The sequence below is a fragment of the Caldimonas sp. KR1-144 genome (assembly GCF_049446155.1).
Lineage (GTDB): Bacteria > Pseudomonadota > Gammaproteobacteria > Burkholderiales > Burkholderiaceae_C > Rivibacter.
Genome location: NZ_JBMSEE010000007.1, coordinates 235,972 through 256,729, shown reverse-complemented (window position 1 = coordinate 256,729; position 20,758 = coordinate 235,972). Strand labels below are relative to the sequence as shown.

General features: G+C 72.7%; 15 protein-coding genes. 9 read left to right on the top strand and 6 right to left on the bottom strand.

What is annotated here, in order from left to right; genetic code table 11:
• Positions 1-9 precede the first annotated feature (9 nt).
• Together ACO2TI_RS17455 and ACO2TI_RS17450 are read left to right on the top strand one after the other, a co-directional pair.
• A complete protein-coding gene (locus ACO2TI_RS17455; protein WP_423286298.1) occupies positions 10-624 on the top strand; it encodes a LysE family translocator in 615 nt (204 codons plus the stop codon).
• Positions 625-628: 4 nt separating this feature from the next.
• Positions 629-1,507 (top strand): DUF2785 domain-containing protein, encoded by an 879-nt coding sequence (locus tag ACO2TI_RS17450; protein WP_423286296.1) that lies wholly within the window; start codon positions 629-631, stop codon positions 1,505-1,507.
• Between the two features lie 3 nt (positions 1,508-1,510).
• Here the strand turns inward: ACO2TI_RS17450 and glsA are convergent, their stop codons facing one another.
• Positions 1,511-3,364: a glutaminase A gene (gene glsA / locus ACO2TI_RS17445; protein ID WP_423286294.1), complete on the bottom strand. Its 1,854-nt coding sequence runs from the start codon at positions 3,362-3,364 to the stop codon at positions 1,511-1,513.
• Between the two features lie 196 nt (positions 3,365-3,560).
• Between glsA and ACO2TI_RS17440 the strand changes: the two genes are divergently transcribed.
• From ACO2TI_RS17440 to ACO2TI_RS17425, 4 genes are read left to right on the top strand one after another with little or no spacing between them, the layout of a single operon-like run.
• Positions 3,561-5,426 (top strand): patatin-like phospholipase family protein, encoded by a 1,866-nt coding sequence (locus tag ACO2TI_RS17440; RefSeq protein ID WP_423286292.1) that lies wholly within the window; start codon positions 3,561-3,563, stop codon positions 5,424-5,426.
• A 13-nt stretch (positions 5,427-5,439) separates the two neighbouring features.
• Positions 5,440-7,410, top strand: a complete 1,971-nt coding sequence (locus ACO2TI_RS17435; protein ID WP_423286288.1) for a GNAT family N-acetyltransferase — start codon at positions 5,440-5,442, stop codon at positions 7,408-7,410.
• A 33-nt stretch (positions 7,411-7,443) separates the two neighbouring features.
• Entirely contained in the window at positions 7,444-9,711 is a 2,268-nt protein-coding gene (locus ACO2TI_RS17430) for a SulP family inorganic anion transporter (protein WP_423286286.1), read from the top strand.
• A 10-nt stretch (positions 9,712-9,721) separates the two neighbouring features.
• The gene (locus ACO2TI_RS17425) at positions 9,722-12,910 is read left to right on the top strand and encodes an AAA family ATPase (protein WP_423286283.1); all 3,189 of its coding nucleotides are present in this window, start codon (positions 9,722-9,724) and stop codon (positions 12,908-12,910) included.
• Between the two features lie 24 nt (positions 12,911-12,934).
• Here ACO2TI_RS17425 and ACO2TI_RS17420 read toward each other — a convergent pair whose 3' ends face one another.
• Positions 12,935-14,008 (bottom strand): hypothetical protein, encoded by a 1,074-nt coding sequence (locus tag ACO2TI_RS17420; protein WP_423286280.1) that lies wholly within the window; start codon positions 14,006-14,008, stop codon positions 12,935-12,937.
• Positions 14,009-14,301: 293 nt separating this feature from the next.
• Between ACO2TI_RS17420 and ACO2TI_RS17415 the strand changes: the two genes are divergently transcribed.
• The 3 genes from ACO2TI_RS17415 (at position 14,302) to ACO2TI_RS17405 (ending at position 16,253) form a co-directional block, all read left to right on the top strand.
• Positions 14,302-14,895: a helix-turn-helix domain-containing protein gene (locus ACO2TI_RS17415; RefSeq protein ID WP_423286277.1), complete on the top strand. Its 594-nt coding sequence runs from the start codon at positions 14,302-14,304 to the stop codon at positions 14,893-14,895.
• Positions 14,892-15,419, top strand: coding sequence for a GNAT family N-acetyltransferase (locus ACO2TI_RS17410; protein ID WP_423286275.1), 528 nt, complete (start codon positions 14,892-14,894; stop codon positions 15,417-15,419). Before ACO2TI_RS17415 ends, ACO2TI_RS17410 begins: the two co-directional genes overlap by 4 nt.
• Positions 15,420-15,542: 123 nt before the next feature.
• Positions 15,543-16,253, top strand: coding sequence for a glutathione S-transferase N-terminal domain-containing protein (locus ACO2TI_RS17405; RefSeq protein ID WP_423286272.1), 711 nt, complete (start codon positions 15,543-15,545; stop codon positions 16,251-16,253).
• Positions 16,254-16,299: 46 nt separating this feature from the next.
• Here ACO2TI_RS17405 and ACO2TI_RS17400 read toward each other — a convergent pair whose 3' ends face one another.
• From ACO2TI_RS17400 to ACO2TI_RS17385, 4 genes are all read right to left on the bottom strand, one after another.
• On the bottom strand, positions 16,300-17,823 hold the full coding sequence (locus tag ACO2TI_RS17400; protein WP_423286269.1) for an alkaline phosphatase D family protein: 1,524 nt from the start codon (positions 17,821-17,823) through the stop codon (positions 16,300-16,302).
• 138 nt (positions 17,824-17,961) lie between these two features.
• On the bottom strand, positions 17,962-18,570 hold the full coding sequence (locus tag ACO2TI_RS17395; protein WP_423286266.1) for an aspartate kinase: 609 nt from the start codon (positions 18,568-18,570) through the stop codon (positions 17,962-17,964).
• Positions 18,558-19,676: a hydantoinase/oxoprolinase family protein gene (locus ACO2TI_RS17390; protein WP_423286264.1), complete on the bottom strand. Its 1,119-nt coding sequence runs from the start codon at positions 19,674-19,676 to the stop codon at positions 18,558-18,560. The genes ACO2TI_RS17395 and ACO2TI_RS17390 overlap by 13 nt, the downstream gene beginning before the upstream one ends.
• 55 nt (positions 19,677-19,731) lie before the next feature.
• Positions 19,732-20,748, bottom strand: a complete 1,017-nt coding sequence (locus ACO2TI_RS17385; protein WP_423286261.1) for an ATP-grasp domain-containing protein — start codon at positions 20,746-20,748, stop codon at positions 19,732-19,734.
• Positions 20,749-20,758: the final 10 nt, after the last annotated feature.

Sequence of the window (20,758 nt, the reverse complement as noted above, 5' to 3'; positions counted from 1 at the left end):
TCGCCGGGCATGGATCTCCATACCTGGCTCGTCTACCTCCTCGCCTCGATCGGCCTGTCGCTGTCGCCCGGCCCGAACGGCCTGCTCGCGCTCACCCACGGCGCGCTGCACGGCCGGCGCAAGGCGCTCTTCACGATCGCCGGGGGCGCGCTGGGCTTCGTCACGTTGATCGCGCTGTCGATGTTCGGCATCGGCGCACTGCTGCAGGCCTCGCTGACCTGGCTCACGGTGATGAAGTGGATCGGCGGTGCCTATCTGGTCTGGCTGGGCATTCAGGTCTGGCGCTCGCCACCGATCGGCCTCGGGCCGAAGGCCGCCGCCGCGGCGCCGCGCGGCGGCGCGTCGCTGTTCCGGCAGGGGCTGCTCTCGGCGGTCACCAACCCCAAGGCGCTGCTGTTCTTCGCCGCCTTCTTGCCGCAGTTCGTCGATCCGTCGCGCGACCTGGCGCTGCAGTTCGCGGTAATGGCCGGCAGCTTCGCCGTCGTCGAGATCGCCACCGAGCTGCTGATCGCCAGCCTGGCCCAGCGCATCAGCCCCTGGCTCGCGCGCGTCGGCCGGCGCTTCAACCAGGCCTGCGGCGGCGTGTTCGTCGCGATCGGCGCGGCGCTGCCGCTGCGGGGCTGACGCGATGCGCCGCCTCGCCGCCGCAGGGCTGCTGGTCGCCGTGTCGATCGCCGCGCACGCCTGTCCGCCATCCGAATGGCCCCGTGCGCAGCTCGAAGCGCTGAAGGCGTCCCAGTGGCAGCTCGCCGATGCCGAGCGGCGCACGCGCCTCGCCTTTGATCTTCTGCCCTGCCTGGCCAGCCCCGATCCGCAGCTGCGCGATCAGCTCGCCTTCGAGGCGCTGCAGACCTGGCTGCGCACCGGCGCCTTGACGAGCGCAACCTCGCGCGAGCTCGGCGTGCGCCTGCAAGACATGCTCTCGGCGCCCGACCCCGACGGCGTCGCGCGGCCGTTCGCGATGCTGGCGCTGGCCGAGGTCGTGCGCGACGACCGCCTGCGCGGCGTGTGGACGAGCGCCGAACGCGACGCCACGCTCACGCGCGTGGCCGAGCAGCTGCGCGCGGTCACCGACTACCGGGGCTTCGAGCCCGGCATCGGCTGGCGCCACAGCGTCGCGCACGCCTCCGACGCGCTGATGCAGTTCGCGCTGAACCCGGCGCTCACGCGCGAGCAGCTCGACCGCATCCTCGCCGCGGTGGCGAGCCAGGTCATGCCGGCCGGCCACGCCTACGTGCACGGCGAGAGCGAGCGGCTGGCGCGGCCGGTGCTGTTCGTCGCCCGCCGCGGGCTGCATTCCACCGAGGAATGGCGGCAGTGGTTCACGCAGTTGACGAAAGCGGCCGTGCCGCCGGGCGAGCCGGCCTCGCTTGCATCGCTGGCGCGTGTGCACGATGTGAAGGGCTTCCTGATGCCGCTGTACATCGCGGCGCAGGAAGGCGGGCCACCCGAGTTGCGCGAACGCGTCCTTCCCGGCCTGGTGTCGGCGCTGCGCGCCCTGCCCTGAAGCTCAGCCGCCCAGCGCGCTGACCTCGGCGGTCAGCCGCACCGTGGTCTCGGCGCTGCTTTGAAGCAGGTTGCGCAGCAGCCGGATCGCCAGCGCCGGATGCTCGGCCTGCAGCGCCTCGAAACGATCGCGGCGCAGCACGCGGCACTCGACCATGGTGTCGGCACGCACGTCGGCTGAGCGCACGCCGCCGGCCAGCAGCGCCGATTCGCCGAAGCTCATGCCGGCCGACAGCGTGGCCAGGCGCTTGTGGCCGCCGTTGGGCAGCTCGACCACGACGCTGGCGTCGCCGCGCATCAGCAGGAAGACCGCGTCCGACGCATCGCCGCGACGCACGATCAGCGCCCCGGGTTCGTCGTCGCGGCGTTCGGTGTTGGCCGCAAGCCAGGCCAGCTCGTCGTCGTTCGCGCCGACGCACAGGCGGTGGCCGGCCAGGTCGACGGTGCCGATCACCCGCAGGCTGCCGTGGCGTTCGAGCACGCGGCGCTCGCACCATTCGAGGCCGAGTTCGAGCTGGGGCTGGAAGCTGATCCAGTGCGCGTCGCGCGGGTCGAGTTCGGCCTCCAGCCCGCAGAGCAGCTTGCCGCGGCGCACGCGCGTGAGCACGAGGTGCTGGTCGCGCGTCGCGCAGTAGTGCGCCAGGCTCGCGAGCAGGCGCGCGGCGGCATGGTCGACATGGCTCACGCGCTCGAAGTCGAGCAGCGTGAAGCGCCGCTCGTCGCCGGCGGCCACCACGTCGCGCAGCACCTGCTCGATGGTCGGGAAGCGCAGGTCGCCCTGCAGCTCGTAGACCGCGACCGCGTGGCCGTGGCGCTCGAGCACCGCGTTCTCCTCGGGCGCGCGGCGGCGCTTGGAGCGCACCGCCGCCAGCGTGTAGCGCGCGCGCACCGTCGACACCGAGGGCCGCGGCGGCTGCAGGAAATGCAGGCCCAGGTCTTCGGACAGGCGCTCGCACACGCGCACACCGCGCACGCTGTTGCCGCGCGCGTCCAGCGGCGGCGAGAACACGCCGATGCCGAGCTGGCCGGGCAACACGGCGATGATGCCGCCGCCGACGCCGCTCTTGGCCGGCATGCCGACGCGATAGGCCCAGGTGCCGGCGAAGTCGTACATGCCGCAGGTCGTCATCACGCTGAGGATGGGGCTGACGAACTCGCTGCGCACCGCGCGCTGCTGCGTCAGCGGGTTGACGCCGCCGTTGGCCAGCGTGGCCGCCACCAGCGCGAGGTCGCGGCAGGTCACGAGCACCGAGCACTGCTTGAAGTACAGATCCAGCGAGGGCTCGGGATCGGCGTCGATGATCCCGTAGTTGCGCAGCATGTGGCCGATCGCGCGGTTGCGGTGGCCGGTGCTGCGCTCGGACTCGGCCACCGCCTCGTCGATCGCGAGCGGCCGCCCGGCGTAGGCCGACAACGCGTCGACCACACGCGCGAGCCGCGCGCTCGCGTCGGCGCCAGCGATCAGCGACGAGGCGGCGATCGCGCCGGCATTGATCATCGGGTTGAGCGGTCGGCCGCTGCCGGGCTCGAGGCTGATCGAGTTGAAAGCGTCGCCGCTGGGCTCCACCGCGATCGCCTCCAGCACGCGCGCGAGGCCGCGGTCCTCGAGCGCCATGCCGTAGACCAGGGGCTTCGAGACCGACTGGATCGTGAAGGCCTGCGCAACGTCGCCGACCTCGTAGACATGGCCGTCGACGGTGGCGATCGCGATGCCGAACCAGCCGGGGTCCGCCTTCAGCAGCTCCGGGATGTAGCTCGCGAGCTGGCCGCCATCGAGCGACTTGAACTCGGCGTGCAGCTGCTGCAGGTAGGCCTCGACCGGCGAGCCCGCGAGTTCGGTGGATGGCGCAGATGGCATGCGCACCAGCTTGCAAGTTTCGTGCTGCGGCAAACGGGCGCCCCCCGCGCCCCTCCGTCCGCGGGGGGAGAGCGCCCGCGACGGCGCGTTGTTCGCTGGCAAGCGCCAGTTGTCGCGGCAGGGACCGGCATCCATACTCGACCAGTTCGGCCGCCGTCGCGCGCCGTCTCGTCGTCCAGGAACTGCTGTCCTTCTCATGCGCCAGTCCTACCAGGAAGAGTTGCTCGACCGGCACCTGCGCACCTTTCTTGGGAACCTGGAGCCCGAGGCCATGGCCCTGCTGCGCGAGCGGCTGCAATGGGTCGAGATCGGCGCCGGCGAGACGCTGATGAGCCAGGGCGAGCGCGGCGACTCGATGTACCTGGTGGTCAGCGGCCGGCTGCGCGCCTACGTGCGCGACGACGACGGCATCGAGCACATGGTGCGCGAGATGGCGCGCGGCCAGGTCATCGGCGAGATGAGCCTCTACACCGACGAGCCGCGCTCGGCCACCGTGGTCGCGATCCGCGACTCGGTGCTGGTGCGGCTCGACCGCGCCGAGTTCGGGCCGCTTTTGGCCAGCAGCGCGCAGCTGTCGATCACGCTGACGCGCCAGCTGATCCAGCGCCTGCAGTCGACGCAAAGCCGCTCGCGGCTCGCGCGCCCGGTCACGCTGGCGCTGCTGCCGATCACCGCCGGCATCGACCTGCGCGGCTTCGCCGACCGGCTGGCCGTGCACCTGGCGGGTTACGGCCGCGTGCGCGTGGTCGACGAGCGCTCGATGCTGGCCGAGCTGCGCGAGGCCGGCCTGCTGGGCGAGGCACCGCACGACGTGGCCGAGGTCAACCGCCTGACCGCGCTGCGGCTCGACCAGATCGAGGCGCAGCACGAGTACGTGCTGCTGCTCGGCAACGGCGCCCCCGACGCCTGGACCGACCGCTGCAGCCACCGCTGCGACGAGATCCTGCTGCTGGCCGACGCCGACCAGCCGCCCGAACTGCACGAAACCGAGCGCCGCTGCCTGATGGCGCGCAGCAGCCGCCACGAGGCCGCGGAGACCCTGGTGCTGCTGCATCCCGAGGACCGGCGCTGCCCGCGCGGCACGCGCCGCTGGCTGGAGCGCCGGCCCGTGGCGACGCACGTGCACCTGCGCCCGGCACTGGAACGCGACCTGGCGCGCCTGGCGCGCATCCTCACGCACAACGCGGTCGGCCTGGTGCTGGCCGGTGGCGGCGCGCGCGGCTTCGCGCACCTGGGCATCTGCCGCGAGCTGGCCGCGCGCGGCATCGAGGTCGACTATGTCGGCGGCACGAGCATCGGCGCGGTGATGGGGCTGCTGGTGGCCTGCGACCGGCCGCACGAGGAGGTGCATGCACTCGCCAAGCGCGCCTTCTCCGACAACCCGACCGGCGACTTCAACGTCCTGCCGATGCTCTCGCTGATCAAGGGCCGGCGCATGCGGCGCCTGCTCGAGACCGCGGTGCGCGAGCTGCTGGGTTTCGACGCCGACGTCGAAGACCTCTGGAAGAACTACTACTGCGTCGCCAGCAACTACTCGCAGGCCAGCGAGCACCGCATCCGCCGCGGCAACCTCGCCAAGGCGGTGCGCGCGAGCCTGTCGATCCCGGGTGCCTTGCCGCCGGTGATCCACGACGGCGACCTGCTGTGCGACGGCGGCACCTTCAACAACTTCCCGGTCGACGCGATGCTCGACGAACCCGGCGTCGGCTCGGTGATCGGCGTCGACCTCGAGTTCCGCAAGCCCAGGCGCATCGAACACGCCGAGCCGCCCGGCGTGTGGACGCTGCTGCGCGACCGCCTGCGCCCGCGGCCCAAGCGGCGCTACAAGTTCCCGTCGCTGATGGCCTACCTGATGAACGTGACCATCCTGTACAGCTCGTCGCGCCAGCGCGCCGCTCGCAAGCTGACGGACCTCTACTTCAACCCGCCGCTCGAGCGCGTGGGCATGCTGCAGTGGGACCGCTTCGACACCATCGTCGCGCAGGGCCATGCGCATGCGGTGCAGGTGCTGGATGCGCTGGCGCCGGAGCAGCTGGAGCGCTTCCGGGCGCGCGCGGCCTGAAGGAGCAGGAACGATGAGCGCCGCAACCGACCCTCACCCCTCGGACGCGGCGCACGGCCTGTGGAGCCGCCTCGCCGCCAGCCTGCGCGAGCGCCTGCGCGGCAACGGCCATGACCAGCCCGACCCGCGCGCCGAACTCGCCGCACGCCTGGGCGAGCACGCCGACAAGCTGGCCTCGGCCGCCAACGCGGTCTCGCAGATCGCGCCGGGCAGCCACGTCTTCGTCGGCACCGCCTGCGCGACGCCGCGCACGCTGGTCACCGCGCTCGAGGCGCTGCCCGTGCCGATCGCCGACGTCGAGCTGCTGCACTTCCTGACCGACCACGCGGTGCCGCACGACATGGACGGCACGGCGACCACGCAGTACCGCCACCGCGCGTTCTTCGTCGGCGCGGACATCCGCGCCGCGGTGCGGCAGGGCCTGGCCGAGTACGTGCCGCTGTCGCTGGCGCGGCTGCCGCAGCTGATCGCGATCGGCCGCATCCCGGTCGATGCGGCGCTGATCCAGGTCTCGCCGCCCGACGAGTTCGGCTACGTGAGCCTGGGCGTCTCGGTCGACGTGCTGCCGGCCGTCGTGGCCCGCGCGAAGCTGGTGATCGCCGAGGTCAACCCGCACATGCCGCGCACGATGGGCGACTCGACCCTGCACCTGAGCCAGATCCACCACCTGGTGCCGGTCGACACGCCGGTCATCGAGTACCGGCACCGCGTGCATGCCGAGCAGGTGGTCGAGCAGATCGCGCGCTACATCGGCAGCGTGATCGACGACGGCTCGACGCTGCAGATCGGCCTGGGCCGCTTCTCGAACGAGGCGCTGAAGTACCTCGACGACCGCAAGGACCTCGGCATCCACTCCGACGTCATCACCGACGCCATCGTGCCGCTGCTCGAGAAGGGCATCCTCACCGGGCGGCGCAAGTCGCAGCAGCGCGGCAAGATCGTCTGCAGCTTCGCGATGGGCAGCCGCAGGCTCTACGACCTCATCGACCGCAACCCGCTGTTCTCCTTCCAGCCGATCGAGGCGGTGGCCCAGCCGGCGGTGATCGCGGCGCAGCACCGCATGGTCTCGGTGACACAGGCCTTCGCGATCGACCTCAGCGGCCAGGCCTGCGTCGACCAGGAAGGCGGCGAGTTCTACGGCGGCATCGCGGCGCAGGGCGAGTTCCTGCGCGGCGCCTCGCGCTCCGAAGGCGGCAAGGCCATCCTTTGCCTGGCCTCGACGGACGACGCCGGTCACTCGCGCATCCGCGCCGCACTGCGCGAGGGCGAGAGCGTCACGATCGCGCGCACCGACGTTCACTACGTCATTACCGAGTACGGCATCGCCTATCTCTTCGGCAAGTCGATCCGCGAGCGCGCGGTCGCGCTGATCGGCGTGGCGCATCCGGATTTCCGCGCCGAGCTGTTCTCGCAGGCGCAGTCCATGGGCCTGCTGCCGGCGGACCAGACCCTGTCCAATCTGCGCGCCTACCCGGTCGAAGACGAGCTCACCGTCGCGCTCAAGGACGGCCGCAGCCTGCTCGTGCGTCCCGCGATCGCCAGCGACGCCGAAGGCATCCGCGCGCTGTTCCACAGCCTGTCGCAGCTCGATGTCTTCACGCGCTTCTTCCGCAACCTGCGCGGCCTGTCGAACCGCGACGTGCAGCGCCTGTGCAACGTGAACTTCGAGACCGAGGTCGCCTTCGTCGCCGTGGCCGGCACGCGCGAGCAGCCGGAGATCGTCGCGCACGCCTGCTACTTCATCGACGCGTCGACCAACCTCGCCGAGACCGCCTTCATGATCAGCCCGCGCTGGCAGGGCCAGGGCCTGGGCGGCGCACTGCAAAGGCGCATGATGGCCCACGCACAGTCGCGCGGCGTGCGCGGCTTCGTCGCCGAAATCCTCCCCACCAACACCAGCATGGTGAAGCTGGCGCGCGCCGGCGGCACGAACGTCAGCGTGGAGAAGACCGACGACAGCCTGAGGGTGACGGTGCTGTTCTGAACCGAGGTTCGGGGAGTTGAAGTGTCGTTTGCCATGCGCGATCGCGAACCCGCCTCCGGCACCCAGGTCACGGCTGCGCACGGCATGCGGCAAGACATTGCCGGCGGCGCGATCGCCGCCATCGTGATGCTGGCCATCGAGGGCAGCTACGGGTTGATCGCGCTGGCGCCGCTGGGCACGGTCTTCACGCCGCTGGCCTTTGCCTGCGGCATCCTGACCGCGGTGCTGGCCAATGCCGCGATGACGCTGGCCGGCGCGCGCGGCCCCTTGCTGAGCGGCTCGAGCGCGCCGCTGGCGCTGCTGATGCCGCCGCTGCTCGTTGCGCTGCTCGCGCGTCCCGAACTCGTGCGCGCCGACGGCAGCCCCGACACGCCGCTGCTGTTCGCGCTCGCCTCGCTCGGCGTGATCCTGGCCGGCGTGATGCAAGCGCTGTCGTGGCTGCTGCGCGTCGGCCGCGTCGTGCGCTACGTGCCCTACCCCGTCAGTGCCGGCTTCACCTGGGCCGTCGCGCTGCTGATGGCGGTGGCGATCGCGCCGGTGGCGCTTGGCCTGGCGCCGGGCCAGGCCAAGCTGGCGCAGGCGCTGCCGCAGGCGCGGCCGCTCGCCGTCGTGGTCACGCTGCTGACGCTGGCGGTGGCGCTGCGCCCGCCTTCGTGGACGCGGCGCGTGCCGCGCTTCCTGACGGCGCTGGCGGCCGGCACGCTGCTGCACCACGGCCTGCAGGCCGCCGGATTCGGCAGCGCGCTCGGCCCCGTCCTCGGGCTGCTGCCAGCCCAGGCCTGGGCGACCACGCCGGTCGAATCGCTGCGGCAGTGGCAGTCGCATGCCGGCCTCGTGCGCGAGCTGCTGCCGCTGCTGCTGCAATTCGCGCTGGCCGTCGCGCTGGTCAGCAGCCTGCAGTCGCTGATGGGCAGCTCGGTGGTCGACGGCCTGCTGCGCCAGCGCGGCGACCGCGAGCGCGGCCTTGCGATCCAGGGCATGGCCAATCTCGTCGCCGGCATCGGCGGAGGCCTGCCGGTGGCCGGGGCGCTGTCGCGCACCAAGCTCAGCATGGACGCCGGCGCCCGCGGACCGTACTCGCGCATCGCCTTCACCGTGACGCTCGCGCTCGCGGTCACGGTCGGCGCCGGCACGCTGCAGCACCTGCCGCTGGCGGTCATCGCCGGGCTGTTCCTGGCCAGCGCCTGGGGCCTGGTCGACGCCTGGGCGCGCCGCGCGACGCTCACGCTGCTGCGCGCGCTGCGCCACGCGCAGCGCCCGCCGCCCGGCCTCGCGGCCGATTTCGCCGTGATGGCGGCGGTGGCAATGGCCTCGGTGCTGTTCACGCTCGCGCACGGCATCGCGGTCGGCGTGCTGCTCGCGCTGGTGGCCTTCGTGCGCACGCAAAGCCGCTCGCCGGTGCGCGCGACCGGCTTCGGCGACCGCCGCCGCTCACTCAAGGTGCGCGGCGGCGCCGCGAGCCGCCTGCTCGCAGCGCATGGCCGCCGCATCGCGGTGATCGAGCTCGACGGCGCGCTGTTCTTCGGCACCGCCGACGTGGTGGCCGACGCGGTCGAGCGCACGGCGCGCGAGGCCGAGCTGATCGTGGTCGACTTCCGCCACGTCCGCGAGCTCGACGTGAGCGGCGCGCGCGGCCTGGCGCACGCGGCCGACGCGCTGCATGCGCGCGGCGGCCGGCTGATGTTCGCCTCGCTCGATGCCGGCGGCCGCTGGGGCCGGCTGCTGCGCGAGATGGACACGCGGGGCCTGTGGAGCGCGGCCGACTTCCTGCCCGATGTCGACCTCGCGCTCGAGCGCGCCGAGGACCACCTGCTGTCGCGCCTGGCGGCCGCGCCCGAGCGCGGCCACACGCTGTCGCTGTCGGAGACCCAGCTCGCCGCCGGGCTCGACGCGCAGGAGACCGCCTTGCTCGGCTCGCTGCTCGTCGAGCGCGAGGTCGCGGCCGGCACGACGATCTTCCGGCGCGGCGAAGCCGGCGACGCGCTCTACGTCGCGGTGCGCGGCGATGTCGAGATCTGGCTGCCGGCGTCGCAGGGCCATCGCGCGCGGCGGCTGGTGGCCTTCGCGCCGGGCGTGGTGTTCGGCGAGATGGCCGTGCTGCAGCGCCAGCCGCGCTCGGCCGACGCGGTCGCCGGCCACGACGCGCTGCTGCTGGCGCTTTCCCGCGCAGCGCTGGACCGCCTGGAGCGCGATCATCCGGCCCTGCTGGCCCGGCTGTTGCTCAACCTGAACCTCCAGCTGGCGCAGCGCGTGCGCGCGCTGTCCGACGAGCTGCAAGCGGCCCACACGCACACCGAGTGATGCGAACGCCATGATCCTGTGCCCCAAGTGCCACGAGGAGAACCCGCCCAAGTTCCGGCTGTGCGGCTACTGCGGCGAGCCGCTCGCGGCCGCCGCGCCGGCCCTGCCCGTGCGCGAGGTGCGCAAGACGGTGACGCTGCTGTTCTGCGACCTCAAGGGCTCGACCGCCTTGGGCGAGCAGCTCGATCCCGAGGCGCTGCACGAGGTCAAGGAGCGCTACTTCAGCGCGATGGCCGCCGAGATCACGCGCCACGGCGGCAAGATCGAGAAGTACATCGGCGACGCGATCATGGCCGTGTTCGGCCTGCCGGTGGTCCACGAGGACGACGCGCTGCGCGCGGTGCGCGCGGCCGCGGGCATGCAGGCCGCCTTGCATCGCGTCAACGAGGCGCTGGGCGCGCGCTACGGCGTCGTGCTGGCCAACCGCACCGGCGTCAACACCGGCGAGGTGGTGGCCAACGACGATCCGCGCGCCGACCAGAAGCTCGCCACCGGCGACGCGGTCAATCTCGCGGCGCGGCTGGAACAGGCCGCGCCCGAGAACCAGATCCTGATCGGCGACGAGACCTGGAAGCTGGTGCGCGACGCGGTCGAGGCCGAACCGGTCGAGCCGCTCACGCTCAAGGGCAAGTCGGAACCCCAGCCGGCCTGGCGGCTGGTCAGCGTCGAGGGCCTGGACGGCTACCAGCGCCGCCACGACGCGCCGCTGGTCGGGCGCGACCGCGAGCTGGCCGCGATCGACGAGGCGCTGGCCGAGGCGCGGCGCACGCGCGGCGCGCGCCTGGTCACGCTGGTCGGCGATGCCGGCATCGGCAAGTCGCGCCTGGCCTACGAGGTGCTCGCGCGCGCCGGCTCGGATGCCCGCGTGCTGCGCGGTCGCTGCCTGCCCTACGGCGACGGCATCACCTTCTGGCCGCTGCGCGAGATGGCCAGCGCGGCGGCCGACATCCGCTTCGACGACGCGCCCGCGGCCGCGCATGCCAAGCTGCGCGCGACGCTGGCCGACGATGCGGTGGCCGACCGCATCGCGGCGGTCGCGGGCCTGAGCGCGGCGGTGTTTCCGCTGCACGAGATCTACTGGGGCGCGCGCAAGTTCCTGGAGTCGTTCGCGGCCGGCGGCACGCTGGTCGCGGTGATCGACGACATCCACTGGGCCGAACCGGCATTTCTGGATCTCATCGTCCACGTGCTCGACACCGCGCAGGACGCGCCCATCCTGCTGCTGACCACCGCGCGCCACGACCTGATCGAAGAGCGTCCGCAGTGGCCCGAGCGCGACGGCGCGCTGCAGCTGGTATTGCGCCCGCTCAGCGACGACGCGGCCGCCAGCGTCGCGCACAACCTGCTCGGTGCGACCGGCCTGCCCGACGACGTGGTCGTGCGCATCGTCGAGGCGGCCGAAGGCAATCCGCTGTACCTGGAGCAGATCCTGTCGATGCTGATCGACAGCGGCACGCTGCGCCAGGAAGACGGGCGCTGGGTGCACGTCGCCGACGGCTCGGGCATCGCGGTGCCGCCCACCATCAAGGCGCTGCTCGAAGCGCGCCTGGGCCGGCTCGCTCGCGAGGAGCGCGCGACCATCGACCCGGCCTCGGTGGTCGGGCTGGAGTTCAGCGCGCCGGCCGTGATGTCGCTCGCGCCGAGCGCGATGTCGGGCGCGGTCGAGACGCACCTGAACACGCTCAGCCGCAAGCGCTTCGTCACGCGCACGCCCTCGGTCGACGGCGAGGCGATCTTCCGCTTCCACCACCACCTGGTGCGCGACACGGTCTACGGCGGCCTGCTCAAGCGCGCGCGCGCGACGCTGCACCACGACTTCGTGCGCTGGGCCGACCAGGTCAACGCGCAGCGCGGGCGCACGCTGGAGTTCGAGGAGATCCTCGGCTACCACCTCGAGCAGGCCCATCGCTATCTCAGCGAGCTGGGCCCGCTCGACGAACAAGGCGTCGCGATCGGCCGCGACGGCGCGCGCCGGCTCGCGTCGGCTGCGCGGCGCTCGTTTGCGCGCGGCGACCGCCATGCCGCGGCCAACCTCTACGGCCGCGCGCTGATGCTGGTGCCGGCCAGCGACGCGCAGCGCCTCGCGCTGCTGCCCGAGCTGGCCGAAGTGCTGCTCGAGCTCGGGCGATTCGACGCGGCGCGCGCACTGGTCGACGAGGCGCTGCAGTCGGCCGACGCGCAGACCCTGCCGCGCGTGAACGCCGCCGCGCAGCTCGCGCGCCTGCAGCTGCGGCTGCACAGCGGCGAGCCGGGCAACTGGGGCGACGCGACGCTCACGCTGACCGGCGAGCTGATCCCGCGCCTCGAAGCGCTCGACGCGCACGGCGAACTCGCCAAGGCCTGGCGGCTGGTCGCGCTGGTGCACCAGATCGCCGGGCGCTTCGGCAAGGCCGGCGAAGCGATCGACCGCGTGATGTCGCATGCGCGCTCGGCCGGCGACGAGCGCCTGATCGCGCGCAGCGCGCTGGGCCTCGTGTTCAGCCTGCTCTACGGCCCCACGCCGGTGGCGCAGGCGGTGGCGCGCTGCGAGCGCGTGCTGGCCGACGGCCTGGGCGATCGGCAGGTCGAGGGCCTGATCCTGTGCAAGCTCGCGCAGCTGCTGGCCATGCAAGGCCAGTTCGACGCCGCGCGCGCCCACTATGCGCGCGCCCGCGCGCAGCTGCAGGACCTCGGCCAGGGCGTGCACGTCGCGTCGTCGTCGCTCGACCTCGCGGTGATCGAGCTGCTGGCCGGCGAGCCGGCCGCCGCCGAGCGCGAGCTGCGGCCCGACTACGCCGTGCTGGAGTCGATGGGCGAGACCTTCTACCTCTCGACCATGGCCTCGCTGCTCGCGCGCGCGGTGCGTGAGCAGCCGGGCCGCGACGACGAGGCGCTGGCGCTCACGCGCATGGCCGAGTCCAACGCGGCCGATGACGACGTCGATGCGCAGGTGCTGTGGCGCTCGACGCGTGCGCCCATCCTCGCTCGTGCAGGCGATGCGCAGCAGGCCGAGGCGCTGGGCCGCGCGGCGGTGGAACTCGCGCGCAGCACCGACGTGCCGGTGCTGCTGGCCGAGTCGCTCGCCGAACTGGCGACGGTGCTGCAGCACGCGCATCGCGCCGACGAGGCGTGCGCGCTGCTCGACGAGGCGCTGGCGATCTACGTCGCCAAGGGCGACACGGTCTCGAGCGCGCGCGTCCAGGCGCTGCGCGCCGCGTGAGCGGCGCGCGCCGCGTTCAGGCGATCACCACGAGACGCGGCCGTTCTCCAGCGCCTTGAGGCCGAACTCCCAGTCGCCGAGGTAGTCGGCCGATGGCGAGTTCTTCTTCGTGTACTCGAGCCGGTAGTCGACGCAGCGACGCGTGGTGGCGTTCGGCACGCGCCCGGGCAGCAGGTCGCACGCGACGATGTCCACCGGCGTGCCCGAGGGCACGAACTCGCCGTTGATCACGCTGCCGGGCTGGTAGCGCAGCACCGCGTTGGCGATCTTGGCGCCCGGCTTGAGCGTCGAGACGTCGCGGCGCAGCGTGACCAGCAGATAGTTGAAGCTGCCGGGGATCGTGAGCGTCGAGCGCACGCAGATCAGCAGGTCCGGCGCGCAGGAATTGGCGTCCAGATCCTCGACCACCTCGGCCTTCGCGAAGGCCGGCACGACGACGGTCGTGGTCCACGGGTCGCCCGGGGTCGCGATGCCGTTCAGGCCGGTGAAGATCTTCGCGCCGGCCGTCGGGATGTAGCTGCGCACGTCGGTCGCGGTGGGCGTGCCGAGCAGTGTGGCGGCACTGCCGGTCTGCGTGTCGACGTGGCTGGCGCCGGTGCTGTCGCCCAGGCCCTCGCCGTAGGCCGCGGTCCAGGCCAGCGAGATGCTGCTGCCGGCCGGCGGCGCGTTGAAGACCAGCACGAAGCTCGTGGTCGCGTCCGCGCCGCCGCCGCCTCGCAGCTGGCCGAGGCTGCAGGAGACGCTGAGCTTGGCGGCATCGGTCGCCTGGCAGCTCGCGCCGATGGCCTCGGCGAACGGCGCGCTCGCCGTCGCGCCGATCACTTGCGAGGTGGCCAGGAAGCGCACGTCGTTGATGGTGTTGGTGCTCTGGTTGACGATGCGCACCTCGTAGGCTGCGCGGGTGACCAGCGGCGGCGTCGCGCTCGGGCGGCTGTAGCTGACCGTCGCCGGGACGGGCACGACGCTGATGTCCACCGTCGGCGAGGCCGCCAGCGCGGGCAGCGCGCCGCACAGACCCATGGCCAGCAGCAGGCCGTGCCGCACGCCCCGCGCCGTCGCACGCCATGCGCGCGGCTTGTTCACTTCTTCGACAGCCATAGCGTCCTCGTCAACATCAAGACCGCGGCCGGTCGGGCCGTACCTCTCGCCCAGGGGCGAGCCGTGTCGGGAAACGTGGGCCGGCGTTCGGCCGGCGCAAGCAGTGGGAGCGGCGCTGAATGGGCTGCCCCACGCTTACTAAGCGTTACATTCTGTGCGGTCGTTCACAAACTTCAATCCATCAAGCAATGGAGTTAGGACGAACGGTCGTTCTGACGGTCGAATGCGGTCGATGAACGGCTCGCAGATGCGCGCATCCACTTTTATGGATAAACATCCATTAAACTGGATGCATGGATATCACCACCCGGCTCGGCCGACGGGTGCGCGCGCTGCGCGACGCCCGCGCCCTCTCGCTCGAGGCGCTCGCCGATCGCAGCGGTGTGAGCCGCTCCAACATCTCGCTGATCGAGCGCGGCGAGAGCAGCCCGACCGCCACCGTGCTCGACAAGCTGGCCGGCGGTCTGGGCGTGACGCTGGCCTCGCTGTTCGAAGACGAGACACCGGCGGTCGAACCGGCGCCGATCGCCCGGCTGGCCGATCAGCCGGTCTGGACCGACCCGGCGTCCGGTTACATGCGCCGCAACGTCGCGCCGGCCGGCGCTTCGCCGATCCAGCTGGTCGACGTCGTGTTTCCGCCCGGCCAGCGCGTCGCCTATGACGACGCCACGCGCGCGGCCGAGACGCACCAGCTGGTCTGGATGATCGAGGGCACGATGGAGCTCGCGGTGGGCCAGGGGCAATGGCGCCTCGAGGCCGGTGATTGCCTCGCGATGCGGCTGGACGGCCCGATCAGCTACCACAACCCCACCACGCGGCCGGCGCGCTATGCGGTCGCGCTCGTCACCTCGCCGCTGCAGATGGCCCCCCGCAGACCGAAACCATGAGCCCCACCACGACCGTACGCCGCGTCGGCGCCGACGAGGCGCACGCCTGCATCGAGCCCCTCGCCGACCTGCTGATCGACTGCGTCGAAGGCGGCGCGTCGGTGAGCTTCATGTGGCCGCTGGCGCGCGACAAGGCGCTCGCGTTCTGGCGCGGGGTCGCCGACGGCGTGGCGCGCGGCGAACGCGTGCTGCTTGTCGCCGAGGACGGCGACGGGCGCATCGTCGGCACCGTGCAGCTGATCACCGCACTGCCCGACAACCAGCCGCACCGCGCCGACGTGGCCAAGATGCTGGTGCTGCGCCGCGCGCGCCGCCAGGGCATCGCGCAGCGCCTGTTGCAAGCGCTCGACGACGCGGCGCGCGACCAGGGCAAGAGCGTGCTGGTGCTCGACACCGTGACCGGCGGCGACGCCGAGCGGCTCTACGCGCGCAGCGGCTGGCAGCGCGCCGGCGCCGTGCCGAACTACGCGCTGATGCCCGACGGCGCCTTGTGCGGCACGACCTTCTTCTACAAGCAGCTCTGAACCGGCGCGCGCCACGCGCCGGGCGGCCCCACTCCGCCTGCGGCCATCGCCGCCGCGCGCCGGGCCGGCCCCGCGTGCGCCGGGACAATCGGCCGATCGCATCAGCCCAGATTCCGGAGCGTCATGGCCGACCTGTCGCAGTTCCCGATCACCCGCAAGTGGCCCGCCCTGCATCCTGAGCGCATCCAGCTCTACTCGCTGCCCACGCCCAACGGCGTGAAGGTGTCGATCATGCTCGAGGAGACCGGCCTGCCCTACGAGCCGCACTTGGTGCGCTTCGACGCCAACGACCAGTTCTCGCCCGAGTTCCTGTCGCTGAACCCGAACAACAAGATCCCCGCGATCATCGACCCCAACGGCCCGGGCGGTCGCCCGCTGCCCCTGTTCGAGTCGGGCGCGATCCTGTTCTACCTGGCTGAGAAGTCCGGCCAGCTGATGCCCGCCGACCCCGCCGCGCGCTACGAGACGCTGCAGTGGCTGATGTTCCAGATGGCCAGCATCGGGCCGATGTTCGGCCAGGTCGGCTTCTTCCACAAGTTCGCCGGCCGCGAGTACGAGGACAAGCGTCCGCGCGACCGCTACACCGGCGAATCGAAGCGCCTGCTCGCGGTGCTCGACCAGCGCCTGGCCGAGCGCGCATGGATCATGGGCGACGAGTTCACGATCGCCGACATCGCGACCTTTCCATGGGTCAACAACCTGATCGGCTTCTACGAGGCCGGCGAGCTGGTCGACTTCCACGAGTTTGCGCACGTCGACCGCGCGCTGAAGGCTTTCCTCGAGCGGCCGGCGGTGCAGCGCGGGCTGAAGGTTCCGGCGCGCCCCGCGCCGTAGGCTCTTGGCTCCCTCTCCCGCACGCGGGAGAGGGAGCCAATGAAACCTAAGCCGGTTGAGGCCCCGGGCGCCCTGCCTCGACGACGAAGCGCGCGGCAGTCTCGACCGCGCTGCCCGCGTCCAGCGGCTGCTCGACCACGCGCAGCTGCGCATCGAGCCGCTTCGCGTCGAGCCGAAAGCGCACGTAGCCGCGCCGGTCGCCGCGGCCGTACTTGATGTGCGGGTTGAACGGCAGTGCCGCATCGATGCGCTCTTGCGCCAGGCCGTGGCTCGCGATCGAGGTGCCGCAGAACTCGCTCGCGACGACCGGCGCCTTCTCGTCGTCGAAGTCGGGCTTCAGGTCGGCGACGTAGTTCGTGTGCACGTCGCCGCCGAGCACGACGACGCCGGGTACCTGGCGCGCGGCCACGTCGCGCAGCAGCCGCTCGCGCGAGGGCGCATAGCCGTCCCAGCCGTCGGTCCAGTAGGTCGGGTCGACCGCCGGGTCGCGCCACGAGAAGCGCGCCATCAGGGTCTGCTGCGCGACCAGGTTCCACGGCCGCTCGAGGTCCCAGCCCTCGGCGAGCCAGCGTTCCTGCGTCGGCCCGAGCAGACTGCGCTTCGGGTCGGCGAGCGCCGCGCAATCGGCCGTGCGCACGGTGTTGGAGCCGGCGCGGTCGGGCCGCGGGCAGGCCTGCGGGTCGCGGTACTGGCGGTCGTCGAGCAGGTGAATGCGCGCGAGCCGGCCCCAGTCGAGCCGCCCGACGACGCGCAGGTCCGGCCCGACGGGCCGCATCGCCTTGGCAACCGGCTGGTGCTCCCACCAGGCCTGGTAGGCCGCGGCGCGCTGCGCGGCGAAATCGGCCTGCAGCGACTGGCCGACGAGGCCGGCGTAGTCGTTGTCGACCTCGTGGTCGTCCCACACCAGCAGCCACGGGCACGCGGCGTGCGCGGTCTGCAGCGCCGGGTCGCTCTTGTACTGCGCATAGCGCGCGCGGTACTGCTCGAGCGTGCGCACGAGCGGGCCTTCGTGCGAACGGATGCGATTGGGCCGCGCGGCGCTTTCGTAGATGTAGTCGCCGAGGAACATCACGAGATCGAGCCCGCTGGCCGCGGCGTCGCGCCAGGCGGCGTAGTGGCCGTCGTCCCAGCGCTGGCAGCTGGCGATCGCGAAGTCCAGCGAGGCGTCGGCATCGGCGGCGGGCGCGGTGCGCGTGCGGCCGGCGTCGCTGCGCTGGCCGAGCGCGCTGAAGCGGTACCAGTACCAGCGATCCGGCTTCAGGCCGCGCGGCTCGGCATGCACGCTGTGCGCCCCGTCGGACTCGGCGATCTCCTCGCCGCGCGCGACGACGCGCGTGAAGCGCTCGTCATCGGCGACCTCCCAGCGCACCGCGACACGCTCGGGCAGCGCGGCCCCGGTGAGCCGCGTCCACAGCACCATGCCGTCGGCACGCGGCTGGCCGGAGGCAATGCCGAGCGCAAATCGCGGCACGTCGGCCGCGCGGGCGTGGCGCACGAAGGCCGGGGCACAGGCCGCGCCGGCGGCCAGCAGCAGCGCGCGGCGGTTGAAGCCGGGCAAGTTCGTCGTCATGGGCCGCGAGCCTATCGCAGCCGCATGACACCTCGGTCGCCCATGGAGGTGCCTGATCCCAGGGCTCGCGCGGATCCGGCTTCGCCGATCCGCCGCAAGGGCCCCTCGGGGGGCAGCGAGCGCAGTGAGCGTGGGGGCCTACTGCTGCATGGCCTGCGCCGGCTCGATCAGCAGCGAGCGCATGCGCTCGAGCTCGGCCTTGTTGATGAGGCCGATCGGAAACGGCGCGTCGCAGGCAAAGCCGGCAAAGCCGCGGTCGATCACGCCGGCATCGGCGAGCGCGGGCCAGTCGGGTTGCCACTCGTCGGGCACCTCGCAGGACTTGACGACGATCAACCGCTCCGCGTTGAGCCGCTTCGCCAGCCACACCGCGAGGCTGTCGGAGGTGACATCCCAGTTCGTCAGCTCGTCGGGCGTCTGGCGCAGCAGCTCCAGCGGCACCCACAGCGCCGGGCGCAGGCGGCGCAGCGTCTGGCGGATCTGGTGCTCATTGAGCGCCGGCTGCAGGGCCGGGTTGAGGCCTTGCATCAGCATCGCGGTCTGCGCCATCGCGAGCACCGCCATGTTGTGCGCAACGCGGTCGTCGAAGCCCCAGCTGCGCTGCGCGGCACGCACCTCGTCGGCGAACGCGCCACCGCCGGGCACGACGATCACACGCCCGCCGCCGTGCTCGGCCAGCAGTTCGAGCCAAAGCGGCAGCAGCTCGGGATCGCGCGCGACGCTGCCGCCTATCTTCACGACCCACATGCCTGCAGCTCCTTGGTCGCGCGGGTGGCGGGCGTCGGCTCGGCGAGCGCGGCGTACAGCAGGCCGACCGCGACGGCCGGCGCGCAGACCTGGGCCCAGCGCGGAACGTCGTCGCCGGCGCCGTCGTGCAGCGGCACCGCCTGCGCCGCGAAGCTGCGCGACGGGCGGCCCATGCGCAGCGCCAGCGATTCGACGAGAAAGGCGCCGCAGCCGGCGGCCACCAGCGGCGCGTCGCGCGCGATCGGCGCCACCGAGAGCACGCGCTCGAGCGCCTCGCCGATGCGCTCGCACTGGCGCGCGCGCCAGGCATGCGCAAAGGCCAGCCAGTCGGCATCGGGCGCCTCGCGCGCATCGCGGCCGATCATGCGCGCCAGGCGACGGCGCGTGGCGGGCAGGTCCTTGCCGGCGTTGTCGGCGGTGGGTTGCTGGTCGTGCGCGGGGTCGAGCTCGCTGGTGAGGCGGTAGACATCGGCGGTGGTCGCGAACCACTCGTTCATCACCTGGTGCGGCACGCCGCGCCAGACGATGCGCGGGCCCAGCGCCATCAGCGGCGTGCGCACGACGCCCTGATAGACGAGCTCGTCGGCGGCCAGGCGCTCGGCGTCGCTGCGCCCGCGCGCCAGCACGCGAGCGCCCTCGCCCAGCGCGATGAGATCGCAGGTCGTGCTGCCGATGTCGACCAGCACGCCTTCGCCGACCGCGCGTGCGGCCAGCGCCGCGGTCGCGAGCCAGTTGGCGGAGGCCACCGCGGGCCAGTGGCGCGGCGCGTCGGCCGCGTCGATCCAGCGCAGCGCCTCGTCGCGCTCGCCCACCGCGCACACCGCGAGCGGGCCGCGCAGCGCCTGCGCCAGCGTTGCGACGATGGCGCGCACGCCCTGCTCGCGGTCGGCGAACAGATCGACCATCTCGCCGGTCATCGTGACCGCGTGCCGTGCATCGCGCAGCGCGGGCCAGCGCAGGCCGGCCTGCTCGATCGCGCCGCGCAGATGCTCCAGGCCCTGCCACAGCGGGCAGGACCACTGCGCGACATCGCGCAGCCGCCCGTCCTCGATGCACGCGACCTTGACGTGCGCGCCGCCGACATCCCAGCCGAAAACAGGGCTCATTGGGCGTCCTCCGTGCTGCGCACTCCGGCATTCGCCTTGGGAGCGGCCCGGCGGCTCATGCCGGCTCCCGCAGCTGCTCGGGCCGCCAGCTCGCCGCCAGCACCTCGGCGCCGACGTTGCGCCCCAGCCGGCCCGACAAGCCGACGAAGGCGCTGGTCAGGCGCGGGTTGACCTCGATCGCCACCGGCGCGTCGAGCGCGCGCGACCAGACGACGTCGATGCCGACGAAGCCGCGCAGCCCCGGCAGCGCCGCGACGACCGCGCGCGCGAGGATGTCGAGCGCCGGCGCGCGCGGATCGCGCGCGTCGATCACCGCCGCGTCGACGCCGCGAAAGTGCACGAAGCCCTGCGCGTCGAACTCGATGCGCTGGCGGTTGCGCGCCAGCACGCTGGCGACGCCGCGCGCATCGACCAGCAGCGACAGGCTCAGCGGCTCGCCCTCGATCCACGGCTCGATGGTGGCCGGCTCGTCGTGCGCGCAGCGCTCGGCCAAGTCGGCGAGCGCCTGCGAGCGGCTCGCGTGGCGCCGCGTCGCCACCGCGCCGGCGCCGTCGTCGGGCTTGACGACCCAGCCGCGCGAATTGCCCTCGCAGGCCAGCGGCGTGCGCACGCCGGCGCGCGCGAGCAGCGCCAGCGTCTCGCGCTTGCTCTCGGCAACGTGGAGCGCGAGCGCGTCGCAGCCCAGCCAGCGCCGCGGACCGACGGCCGCCTGCAGTCGCGCCAGCAGGCCGCCGCTTTCGGGCGCGACCATCCAGCTCGCATCCGCCGCGAGCGCGGCGCGCGCCGCGAACGCGAGCGTGTCCTCGCCCTCGTGCGGCGCGATGCGCGAAAGGCGCGGCTGCGCGGCCAGCGCGGCCGGCAGCGGTTCGTCGGGCGAGGCCACCGCGAGATGGACCGCGAGACCCGGCACCGCGCACAGGTCGGTGGCGAGCGCGTCGCGCATCGCGCGGCCCTGTGAAAGCAGTTCACCGTCGGCGTCGGCAGCTTCGCCGCCGGCGCTGAGATACTCGAGCACGAGCACGCTGTTCGGCGTGACCGAGCCGCTCATGTGGCCGCCCATTTGGCTGCTCATGCCCGCGCCG

What these genes read in the sequence shown, in the direction of transcription:
- ACO2TI_RS17455 (WP_423286298.1), top strand. Translation starts at nt 10, where the DNA reads ATGGATCTCCATACCTGGCTCGTCTACCTCCTCGCCTCGATCGGCCTG.
- ACO2TI_RS17450 (WP_423286296.1), top strand. Translation starts at nt 629, where the DNA reads ATGCGCCGCCTCGCCGCCGCAGGGCTGCTGGTCGCCGTGTCGATCGCC.
- glsA (WP_423286294.1), bottom strand. Translation starts at nt 3,364, where the DNA reads ATGCCATCTGCGCCATCCACCGAACTCGCGGGCTCGCCGGTCGAGGCC.
- ACO2TI_RS17440 (WP_423286292.1), top strand. Translation starts at nt 3,561, where the DNA reads ATGCGCCAGTCCTACCAGGAAGAGTTGCTCGACCGGCACCTGCGCACC.
- ACO2TI_RS17435 (WP_423286288.1), top strand. Translation starts at nt 5,440, where the DNA reads ATGAGCGCCGCAACCGACCCTCACCCCTCGGACGCGGCGCACGGCCTG.
- ACO2TI_RS17430 (WP_423286286.1), top strand. Translation starts at nt 7,444, where the DNA reads ATGCGCGATCGCGAACCCGCCTCCGGCACCCAGGTCACGGCTGCGCAC.
- ACO2TI_RS17425 (WP_423286283.1), top strand. Translation starts at nt 9,722, where the DNA reads ATGATCCTGTGCCCCAAGTGCCACGAGGAGAACCCGCCCAAGTTCCGG.
- ACO2TI_RS17420 (WP_423286280.1), bottom strand. Translation starts at nt 14,008, where the DNA reads ATGGCTGTCGAAGAAGTGAACAAGCCGCGCGCATGGCGTGCGACGGCG.
- ACO2TI_RS17415 (WP_423286277.1), top strand. Translation starts at nt 14,302, where the DNA reads ATGGATATCACCACCCGGCTCGGCCGACGGGTGCGCGCGCTGCGCGAC.
- ACO2TI_RS17410 (WP_423286275.1), top strand. Translation starts at nt 14,892, where the DNA reads ATGAGCCCCACCACGACCGTACGCCGCGTCGGCGCCGACGAGGCGCAC.
- ACO2TI_RS17405 (WP_423286272.1), top strand. Translation starts at nt 15,543, where the DNA reads ATGGCCGACCTGTCGCAGTTCCCGATCACCCGCAAGTGGCCCGCCCTG.
- ACO2TI_RS17400 (WP_423286269.1), bottom strand. Translation starts at nt 17,823, where the DNA reads ATGACGACGAACTTGCCCGGCTTCAACCGCCGCGCGCTGCTGCTGGCC.
- ACO2TI_RS17395 (WP_423286266.1), bottom strand. Translation starts at nt 18,570, where the DNA reads ATGTGGGTCGTGAAGATAGGCGGCAGCGTCGCGCGCGATCCCGAGCTG.
- ACO2TI_RS17390 (WP_423286264.1), bottom strand. Translation starts at nt 19,676, where the DNA reads ATGAGCCCTGTTTTCGGCTGGGATGTCGGCGGCGCGCACGTCAAGGTC.
- ACO2TI_RS17385 (WP_423286261.1), bottom strand. Translation starts at nt 20,748, where the DNA reads ATGAGCAGCCAAATGGGCGGCCACATGAGCGGCTCGGTCACGCCGAAC.